At 68.2% G+C, this 9,658-nt stretch carries 8 protein-coding genes; 2 read left to right on the top strand and 6 right to left on the bottom strand.

Annotation, left to right across the window (positions count from 1 at the left end; all coding sequences use genetic code 11):
- Positions 1–20: 20 nt before the first annotated feature.
- Complete coding sequence (locus GONAM_RS21080; protein WP_006868782.1) at positions 21–1,148, bottom strand: NDMA-dependent alcohol dehydrogenase; 1,128 nt, start codon at positions 1,146–1,148, stop codon at positions 21–23.
- Positions 1,149–1,381: 233 nt separating this feature from the next.
- Here GONAM_RS21080 and GONAM_RS21075 point away from each other — a divergent pair, with 233 nt between their 5' ends.
- Positions 1,382–3,511 carry an MMPL family transporter gene (locus GONAM_RS21075; RefSeq protein WP_006868781.1) on the top strand — a complete coding sequence of 710 codons (2,130 nt, stop codon included), beginning with the start codon at positions 1,382–1,384 and terminating at the stop codon, positions 3,509–3,511.
- A gap of 102 nt (positions 3,512–3,613) precedes the next feature.
- A complete protein-coding gene (locus GONAM_RS21070; RefSeq protein WP_006868780.1) occupies positions 3,614–4,570 on the top strand; it encodes a R2-like ligand-binding oxidase in 957 nt (318 codons plus the stop codon).
- Positions 4,571–4,768: 198 nt separating this feature from the next.
- On the opposite strand, the gene GONAM_RS21065 is transcribed toward GONAM_RS21070, so the two are convergent.
- From GONAM_RS21065 to GONAM_RS21045, 5 genes are read right to left on the bottom strand one after another with little or no spacing between them, the layout of a single operon-like run.
- Positions 4,769–5,380, bottom strand: a complete 612-nt coding sequence (locus GONAM_RS21065) for an ABC transporter ATP-binding protein (RefSeq protein WP_006868779.1) — start codon at positions 5,378–5,380, stop codon at positions 4,769–4,771.
- Positions 5,377–6,135, bottom strand: coding sequence for an ATP-binding cassette domain-containing protein (locus tag GONAM_RS21060; protein ID WP_006868778.1), 759 nt, complete (start codon positions 6,133–6,135; stop codon positions 5,377–5,379). Before GONAM_RS21060 ends, GONAM_RS21065 begins: the two co-directional genes overlap by 4 nt.
- Positions 6,132–6,998 carry an ABC transporter permease gene (locus GONAM_RS21055; protein ID WP_006868777.1) on the bottom strand — a complete coding sequence of 289 codons (867 nt, stop codon included), beginning with the start codon at positions 6,996–6,998 and terminating at the stop codon, positions 6,132–6,134. The genes GONAM_RS21060 and GONAM_RS21055 overlap by 4 nt, the downstream gene beginning before the upstream one ends.
- Positions 6,995–8,071, bottom strand: coding sequence for an ABC transporter permease (locus tag GONAM_RS21050; RefSeq protein ID WP_006868776.1), 1,077 nt, complete (start codon positions 8,069–8,071; stop codon positions 6,995–6,997). Before GONAM_RS21050 ends, GONAM_RS21055 begins: the two co-directional genes overlap by 4 nt.
- Positions 8,068–9,624 (bottom strand): ABC transporter substrate-binding protein, encoded by a 1,557-nt coding sequence (locus GONAM_RS21045; RefSeq protein WP_439644550.1) that lies wholly within the window; start codon positions 9,622–9,624, stop codon positions 8,068–8,070. Before GONAM_RS21045 ends, GONAM_RS21050 begins: the two co-directional genes overlap by 4 nt.
- Positions 9,625–9,658: the final 34 nt, after the last annotated feature.

Raw genomic sequence — 9,658 nt, 5'->3', positions numbered from 1 at the left:
ATCAGCGCGTCGGAGAACGATCAGTAATCGTCTTCCCCGTAGACGATCATGCCGCGAATGTTGTTGCCTGCCAGCATGTCGTCGTAGGCCTCGTTGATCTGGTCGAGCCGGTAGGTGTTGGTCACCAGATCGCTGAGGTTGAGCTTGCCCGCGCGGTATTCGTTGAGCAGTGCCGGGACCTGGGTCCGTGGGCTCGCACCACCGAAGATCGCACCCTGGACCCGCTTCTGCAGGAGGGTGAGCTCGAAGAGGTTCATCTGGGCGTCCATCGACTGGAAGTTGCCCATGCCCACCACGACGACCTGGCCGCCCTTGCCGGTGAGGGCCAGAGCGGGGGCGATCATCGAGCCGTCGATCTCGCCGACGGTGAGGATGGTGGTGTTGGCCATCCGGCCCCAGGTGATGTCCCCGATGGCTTCGAGCGCGTCCTCCATCGACGCGAAGGTGTGTGTCGCACCGAGCTTTTCGGCCATCTGCAGCTTGAAGGGCACCGGGTCGACGGCGATGACGTTGCGTGCACCGGCTGCCGCGGCGCCCTGGACCGAGTTGATGCCGACACCGCCGATGCCGACCACCACCACCGTGTCGCCCGCATGCGTGCCGCCGATCTCGACCGCCGAACCCCAACCGGTGGCCACACCGCATCCGAGTAGGGCTGCGGCCTGCAGTGGGATGTCGTCCTCGATCTTCACCAGCGACGCCTGGTTGACCGTGATGTAGGGCGCGAACGTGCCGAGCATGCACATCTGCACGAGCGGCAGTCCGTCATGGGTGTGTGCCCGGTTGGTGTCGTCGGAGATGGACAAGCCGGTCAGCAGGCGCGCCCCCTCGTCGCAGATGTTCTGCTGACCGCGCGAACACGGCTCACAGGTTCCGCATGCCGGGATGAACGCGGTGACGACATGGTCGCCCTCCTTGAGGCGGGTGACACCCGGGCCGACCTTGGTCACGACGCCGGCACCCTCGTGTCCGCCCAGCACCGGCATCGGCGCCGGGCTGTCACCGGTGCGAAGGTGATGATCGCTGTGGCAGAGACCCGAGCTGACGAGCTTCACCTGGACTTCGCCTGCCACCGGGTCGCCGAGCTCGAATTCCTCGATCTGCCACTTCTCGCCCGGATTCCGGAGAACTGCACCCTTGGTCTTCACATGTACTCCTCGCTCATGCCGCCCCGAGACAGGGCGTTAGATATCGCCGTCTGCTTATGCGACGTAGGTCACATGTTGGTCCACATGTCCGATTGCCGCAGCCATTTGACGTGATCCGTGCCATGCGTCTGCGCGGCGGCCATCCGGCGCGCGCTCGGCGCCGAATCGGTTGCATGCGACCGCCCTCGAGCCCTTCCTCCGCGCGCACGGAGGACTCATGGAACGATGACCCCATGCCGGACAAGACCGTTTCGAGTCCCCGTCCCACCCGAAGGCTCCGCTGGCTGATCCCCGCTCTTCTCCTTCTGGGCTGGTTGATCGTCGGCGGCATCACGGGTCCGTTCGCCGGCAAGCTGGCGAGCGTCGCGAGCAACGACAACAGCTCGTTCCTCCCCGCCTCGGCCGAGTCGACGCAGGTCCAGAATCTGCTGGCCGACTTCCAGGACACCGACGAGATCCCCGCCATCGTCATCGCCGAACGCTCGAACGGGATCACCCCCGGCGACCTCGACTTCCTGCGCACCACCACCTCCGACCTGGCCGGTACACCCGGTTTCGGCCCGGCGGTGTCCCCGCCCATCCCGTCGCAGGACGGCCAGGCCGCCCAGGTCTTCGTCCCGATCCAGAGCAACGACGAGCCCGCGGACACGGTCGAGCTCCTGCGCGACAAGCTGGCGAACGCACCGGACGGTCTGACGGTCGCGGTCACCGGTCCTGCGGGCCAGGTCGCCGACCTCGGCGAGGCTTTCGCCGGCATCGACGGTCTGCTGCTGTTGGTCGCCGGAGCCGTCGTGATCCTGATCCTGATCGTCGTCTACCGCAGCCCGATCCTGCCGTTCGTGGTGGTCATCTCCGCGGTCTTTGCCCTCGGACTCGCATCCGGACTCGTCTACTTCCTGACCAAGCAGGGCGTGCTCGACCTCAACGGCCAGAGCCAGGGCATCCTGTTCATCCTCGTCTTCGGCGCCGCGACGGACTACGCGCTGCTGCTCGTGTCCCGCTATCGCGAGGAACTGATGGCCACCGAGGACAAGTACTCCGCACTCAAGCAGGCATGGCGTGCGACGATCGAGCCGGTCTCCGCGTCGGCGGGCACCGTCATCGCCGGTGTCCTGTGTCTGCTGCTGTCGGATCTGAACTCCAACAAGAGCCTGGGCCCGGTCGCCGCGATCGGCATCGTCGCGTCGTTCCTGGCGTCGATGACGTTCCTGCCCGCCGCGCTCGCACTGCTCGGCCGCACCGCGTTCTGGCCGCTGCGCCCCAAGTACGCGCCGGAGACCTCGGCCGACAGCGGCGCCACCCACCGCCTGTGGAAGCGCATCGCCGACACGGTCGCATCCAAGCCGCGCGCCATCTGGGCGGGCACGCTGATCGTGCTGCTCATCGGTGCCGCGTTCGCCCCGACCTTCAAGGCCGACGGCATCGCCTCGACGGACTTCTTCATGGGCACCGTCGAGTCCGTGGAGGGCGCCGAGATCCAAGCCGAGCACTTCGACGCCGGTAGTGGCACGCCCACCTACGTCATCGCTGATCAGGCGGCCGGACCTGCCGTGCTCGACGTGGTTCGCGGGACCGACGGCGTCGCCAACGCCTCGTTCAGCACCGAGGGCGACGCCCCGAAGGTGGTCGACGGCAAGGTCGCGATCACCGCGACGCTGACCGACAACGCGGAGTCGCTCGCCGCGCAGGACACGGTCTCCGACATCCGCTCGGCGGTCGACTCGGTACCGAATGCCGACGCACTGGTCGGCGGCACCACGGCCATCGATCTCGACACCCGTGAGGCGTCGATCCACGACCGCAACCTGATCATCCCGATCGTGCTGATCGTGGTGTTCCTCGTGCTGGTGGCGCTGCTCCGCAGCGTCCTGGCGCCGGCGATCCTGCTGGCGACCACGGTGTTGTCGTTCGCGACGACGCTGGGCGTCGCGGCGCTGCTGTTCAACGGTCCGTTCGGCTTCCCCGGCGCCGACCCGGTGGTCCCGCTGTTCGCCTTCGTGTTCCTCGTGGCGCTCGGCATCGACTACAACATCTTCCTGATGACCCGCGTGCGCGAGGAAGCGCTCCGGCACGGGACCCGCATCGGCATGATCCGCGGCCTCACCGCGACCGGCGGGGTCATCACCTCGGCCGGTGTCGTGCTGGCGGCGACCTTCGCCGCGCTCGCCGTGATCCCGCTGCTGTTCCTTGCTCAGGTGGCGTTCCTGGTGGCGTTCGGCGTCCTCATCGACACGCTCATCGTGCGCACCCTCCTGGTGCCCGCGCTGACCCTCGACATCGGTCGCAAGATCTGGTGGCCGAGTGCACTGGCCAAGACCAAGGACGAGGACACGACACCGGAGCCCGTTCTCGACAAGGCGTAACATGAGCTACGGCAAGCGAATTCACTGAACCCGACACTGTTCGCAAGGGAAAGCGTTAGCGTCAGGTATTCATATTCTCTTCGGCAGTTGGCTGGTGATCTCATGACCCTTATCGAGCACAAGGAAGAGGGCCGCCAGGACTTCTCGTCATTGCGACAAGGAGGTCTCAACTGGGACTCATTTCCGTTGCGTCTCTTCATCAAAGGGAACTCGCGGTTCTGGGACCCCATTGCGATCGACTTCTCGCGGGACGCGCAGGACTGGGCCGAGCTCACCGACGAGCAGCGCCGTAGCGCAACGTATCTCGTGAGTCAGTTCATCGCTGGCGAGGAAGCCGTCACCGAGGACATCCAGCCCTTCATGAAGGCGATGGCCGCCGAGGGGCGCTTCGGCGACGAGATGTACCTGACCCAGTTCTGCTTCGAAGAGGCCAAGCACACCCAGGTCTTCCGGATGTGGATGGACTCGGTCGGGCTACGCAGCGATCTCCAGGCGTTCGTCGCGGAGAACCCCTTCTATCGCCGGCTGTTCTACGAGGAGCTGCCGGAGTCGCTGCACGCCCTTGAGCACGACGCGTCGCCACGCAATCAGATTCGCGCCAGCGTCACCTACAACCACGTCATCGAGGGCAGCCTGGCGCTGACGGGCTACCACGCCTGGCAGAAGGTCTGCACGCGCTACGACATCTTCCCCGGCATGCAGAAGCTGATCCGCTTCATCAGCGACGACGAGCGTCGCCACATGGCGTGGGGCACCTTCACCTGCCGCCGGCATGTCGCCGCCGACGACTCGCTGTGGGCCACCGTCGGTGAACGCATGGACGAGCTCCTCCCGCTGGCGCTCGGCATGATCGACTGGGTCAACCAGCAGTTCGACGAGCAACCCTTCGGCCTCGACAACGACGAGTTCCTCACCTACGCCGCCGACCGCGCCCAACGCCGACTCTCCGCCATCGAATCCGCCCGCGGACGCTCGGTCGCCGACATCGACGTCGACTACTCCCCCGAGGTCCTCGAAGACGCCATGGGCGAGGACGACGCGGTGCGGTTGCAGATGTGAGGGGTCTTCCGCTGGTTGAGTAGGCGACGTCTCCCGCTGGTTGAGTAGGCGACGTTCCCCGCTGCTTAAGTGCACTTCTGCTGGTTGAGCAGGCGACGTTCCCCGCTGGCTGAGTAGGCGAGGTTTCCCGCTGGTTGAGTGCACTTCTGCTGGTTGAGTAGGCGAGGAGCCTGCGACGAGCCGTATCGAAACCAGCCGTCACCTCGCGTCGAGATCCACCACCCGGTCGCACCGCGCCTCGATGATCCGCCGTTGATGGCTGACCAGCACCATCCCGGCGCCGTCGTCGACCAGCTCTTGGAGCAGCCCGATCACGGCTCTCGCCGAGACCGGGTCGAGCATGGCGGTCGGCTCGTCGCACAGCACGAACTTCGGAGCTTGGACCAGTAGCCGTCCGACGCATGCACGTTGGAGCTGCCCGTCGGACACCTGCGAGGGGAACCGGTCGAGGAGTGCAGGGTTGAGGCCGACGCGTGCGGCGATCGCCTCGGTGTCGCAGTCCCGTCGCCCGATCGCGGCGGGTTCCGCCACGATCCGCCGCAGGGTCCAGCGCGGGTTCGCTACGACGCGGGGATGCTGCGCGAGCAGTCCGATGGTCCCCGGCCGTGGTTCCAGACCGCGCTGCTCGACGGTGCCGGCCGCGGGTTCGGTGAGCCCCGCGAGGATGCGAAGCAACGTCGTCTTACCGCTCCCCGAGCGTCCAACGACCCCGGTGATCGATCCCGCGTCAACGGCGACTTCGAGATCGGTGAACACCTCACGGTCGCCGAAACGTGCGGTCAGGCCGCTGCCGACGAGTGTCGCCGTCATGCGACCGCCTCGAAGAAGGCGGCGACGTACTCGTCGTCGGACGACGCGAGGTCGGCGGCAGTGCGCTGCTCGACGATCCGGCCGGCACGCATGACCGCCACGGAATCGCACCCACCCGTTCGTAACGCGTCCATGTCGTGGGTGATCACCAGGACGGCGGCGCCGCGTCGGGCCGTGTCTGCGAGGAGTGCCCAGATCGCGGCGGCGAGGTCGGGATCGAGGGCGGACGTGGGTTCGTCGGCCACCAGGACGTCCGGATCACCGGCCAGAGCTGCGGCGATCGCGGCGCGTTGCGCCATGCCCCCGGACAGTTCGTGCGGGTAGAGATCCAGCGCGTCGGGATCGAGATGCACCGCTCGGCACAGCTCGACGGCGTCGCGTGGGCCGTCGAGGCCGGCGATCACCTCGTCGAGCTGCGGACCGAGCGTGCGCACCGGCGTGAACGAGGTCGCCGCCGACTGCGGCACCATCCCGACGCGGCGTCCACGCAACGCGCGCCAGCGCGGGTCGCGCCCGCTGATCTCGTCGCCGAGGAAAGCATCGTCGCCCAGGGACAGCCGCCCGGCCACGCTCGACCCGGGCGGCAGCAGCCCGCAGAGCGCGGCCGCGACCATCGACTTCCCGCACCCGGATTCGCCGACGAGCGCGGTCATCGAGCCGGTCGGCAGATCGATCGTCACGTCGTCGAGGACCCGGACCCGTTCGCGGCTTCGGGCGGTCACGTCGACGGTCACGCCCTCGAGCCGAGCACTCACCGCCACACCTCCCCGGTCGGCGGAAGAGTGGCGCGCCGTAGCGAGGCGGCGGCCCAGGAGAACGCGAGCGCGGTGACCATCAGCGCCACACCGGGAACCACCAGCGTCCACCAGGCGCCGGTGAGGACGTCGCCGCGAGCTTGCCCGACGAGGGTGCCGAGGCTCGCCGCATCGGGCGAGAGACCAACCCCCAGAAACGACAGCGTCGTCTCGTGCCACACCGCATGCGGGAGAAGGACTGTCATGGCGACCAGCACCTGACCGGACACCGCGGGCAGGAGGTGGCGGGCCGCGACAAAGGTTCGCGATGCACCCGCCAGGCGCGCGGTCTCCACCCACCCGGCCGAGGTCGCCTCGAGCAGTTCGGCGCGCACCACCCGCGCCACGGCCGGCCAATGTGTCAGCGCGATCGACGCGATGATCGCGACCGGTTCACCGCGCCACATCGCCGCGATCACAACCCCCACGACCAGGTGAGGCAGTGCGTTCACGCCGTCGACGACGCGCATGACGATGGCGTCGACCCACCCGCCGGCGGTGACCGACGCGATCCCGATGACCACACCGAGGACGGTGGCCAGGACCGCGCAGGCGATGGCGATGAGCAACGAGATCCGCAGCCCCTCCGCGGTGCGCACGCCGAGGTCGTAACCGGAATGATCGGTACCGAGCACAGCGCCGTCGCCGGGCGCACGCAATGCCTGTGCGAAGTCTGCGGTCTGATCGCCGGCGACGAGAGGCCAGCCCACGGCGAGGAGCGCGATCACGCCGAGCACGATCCACGGCGCGACGAGAGTGAAGCGCTCGCGAACCGTGGCCCGACGACTCACCTCGGAGATCGTCGGCTGGTGGGCCGCGGTCATGCGCGTAACCCGATCCGCGGATCGATCCAGACGGCGGTCGCATCCGACAGCGCCGACCCGATGAGGACGAGCACCGCGGACCCGACGGCCAGCGGCGCGAGGAGCGAGAAGTCCAGTGCCACCGCGGAATCGACGAGCGCCTCGGCGAGTCCCGGCCAACCGAAGACGGTTTCGACGATGGCGGCGCCGGCGATGAGCTCCGGCAGCCGTGTTCCGAGAAGCGCAAGGGTCGGCAGCACCGACACCGGCACGATGTGCCCGCGCAGCAACGGCCACCCACCCACGCCTCGGGCACGTGCACCCAGCACCGCGTCGGACACCGCAGCGTCGACGACCGCCGATCGCATCGTCAGCAGCAACCACGGAATCATCGAGATGGTCAACGCCAGGTAGGGCAGCACGGCGTGCGTGAGCAGCCCGTCGAGCGAGTAGTCGTCACCCGGGCGCCGTGCGCCCGAGGTCGGGAACCAACCCAGCCCCACCGCGAAAACGCTGACCAGCAGAAGAGACACGACGAACGGCGGTGTCGCGGCGAGCATGGCAGCCAGAGATGTGCAGGCACGGTCGAGCAGGCCGCCGCGCCGCATGCCGACCACCGCACCGAGGACGATGGCGATCACCGCCGCAGACAGCAACGCCGCCAACGACATTCCGACGGTGAACGGGAGCCGTTGACCGATCACATCGGCGACCGGCTGGCGCATGGTCGACGACCACCCCGGGTCTCCCCGGAACACCGCAACCCACCATTTCCACCAGGCCGTGAACCAGTGGTCGTCGAGTCCGTAGGCCTGTGTGACGGCGTCCCGTTGCGCCTGCGTCGCCGACTGGTACCTGTCCCCGAGGTGCGCCGTCAGCGGGTCGAACGGCGAGGCCGCGGCGACCGCGAACACCCCCAGCGACACGAGGAGCACGGTCGGGATCATCACCAGGAACCGACGACCGAGAAGTTGGATGGCGATCCGAGAACGACCCGGGCGATGTGCGTGTTTGCCTGTGCCGACCGGACTTTCCGAACCGGGACGCGGGATCGCCGCGAGCCGCTCGGCGTCCGACCGGATCTGCGTGGTCACGACGCCGGCGCCCAGGATGGCAGGTTCCACCACGGCCCCCAGGTCACGCCGTGCGAGTGGGGTTCGAGGATCGGGGCATCATGGTTCCACCCCGTGCTGCGGGCCACGTAGGTGTGGTGGACGAAGGCGAGGAACACCTGCGACGGCTGGCGTGCGTATATCTGCTGGATACGTCGGTACCGTTCGTCGTTCTCCGGTCCTGTCGCCGATTCCCTTGCAGCGTCGAGCATTTCGTCGAGCCCGGGGGCGGTGAAGTTGCCCGGGTTGGAGTAGGGCGACGAATCCGGCACGCGGGTGTGCAGGGCGTCGTACACCTGGGAATCGATGCTGTAGGGGGTCGCACCTCCGCCGAGAAGCGCACCGGCGGTGTCCATCTTGGTGTCGATCTCGTCCCAGCTGGTGCCGCGTGTGAGCACCTCGACGCCGATCTTCTTCATCGACGCGGCGAAGGCGACCGCCAGGTCGCGGCGCAGGGTGTCCTCGGCGTTGTACAGCAGCGGGAACGACGCGCGAACCCGGTTCCGGGCGCGTATGCCGTCGGAACCGGTGCGCCAGCCCGCGTCGTCGAGGATCGACTCAGCCCGCGAACGGTCGTGCGCGAACTGGGCGTCGGCGTCGAAGGCGTCGCCGTAGACCTTTGCGATCGGGGTGCTCGCCGGCTCGCCTTTACCCAGCAGCACGTCGTCCACCAGCGCGTCCCGGTCGACGCCGATGTTCATCGCCAGGCGCGCAGCGGGGTCGGCGGTGAAGGCGTTGCGGGCCGGCAGCGACACTCCCCGCCAGTCGGCCGATGCCACCTCGGCGACGTCGACTCCCGCACGGTCGACGAACCCATCGGCAAGCCGCGGCGGGAGGCCCGCCCCGTCGACCTCGCCGGTTTGCACGAGCTGCGCACGAGAGTTGTCGTCGGGGACATGCGTGTAGACGATCTTGCGCACCGCCGGCGACTCCGGACGGTCGTCACGCGCGACGAGGACCGCCTGGTCGGGGTCGAGGGATTCGAGGCGATAGGGGCCGGTTCCCACGGGTTCGGTGTTCAGTGCCCATCTCGCAGCGGGGGCGGCCTCCACCTTCTCCGACGGGACGATGCCGAGAAGGAGGTACGGCGAGGGGTCGGCGTCGGTGTTCATGGTCAGCCTGATCGCCTGCGGCCCATCGGCTTCGATGGATACGATCGGCGCGAAGTCGGTGGAGATACCCGACGCCACCTTCGGGTCGACCGCGGCGCGGTAGGTCGCGACCACGTCGGCGGCATCGAAGGCGGTGCCGTCGGAGAAGGTGACGCCGTCCTTCAGCGGTACCCGCCAGGTCCGCGGCGCGATGCGTTCAGGCGCCGACGCGGCCAGCGCGGGCACGAGGTCGGGGACGCGATCGTCGCCGTCGGCTGCGGGAACCAACAGTCCGTCGTAGATCGGCGACACACCCAGCTGCCCGTAACCGAGCATCGGGTTGAACTGGCCGAGGTCCTGGCTCTCGGCGAGCACGATCTGATCCGACGTTGCGGCATCCTGCTCTCCGGCGCATCCCCCGAGGGCCACTCCGGCGAGCACCATCGCCGCGATCACGACGATCACCGGCCGTCCGCGG

The sequence above is a fragment of the Gordonia namibiensis NBRC 108229 genome (genome assembly GCF_000298235.1).
In the GTDB taxonomy this organism is placed as follows: Bacteria; Actinomycetota; Actinomycetes; order Mycobacteriales; family Mycobacteriaceae; genus Gordonia; species Gordonia namibiensis.
The sequence above is the reverse complement of the archived record's forward strand: the minus strand, read 5'-3'. Positions and strand labels throughout refer to the sequence as shown.

Excerpts from the sequence above, each read along its gene's own strand:
- GONAM_RS21075 (WP_006868781.1), top strand. The coding sequence starts at position 1,382 with ATGCCGGACAAGACCGTTTCGAGTCCCCGTCCCACCCGAAGGCTCCGC.
- GONAM_RS21070 (WP_006868780.1), top strand. The coding sequence starts at position 3,614 with ATGACCCTTATCGAGCACAAGGAAGAGGGCCGCCAGGACTTCTCGTCA.
- GONAM_RS21055 (WP_006868777.1), bottom strand. The coding sequence starts at position 6,998 with ATGACCGCGGCCCACCAGCCGACGATCTCCGAGGTGAGTCGTCGGGCC.
- GONAM_RS21045 (WP_439644550.1), bottom strand. The coding sequence starts at position 9,624 with ATGGTGCTCGCCGGAGTGGCCCTCGGGGGATGCGCCGGAGAGCAGGAT.
- GONAM_RS21065 (WP_006868779.1), bottom strand. The coding sequence starts at position 5,380 with ATGACGGCGACACTCGTCGGCAGCGGCCTGACCGCACGTTTCGGCGAC.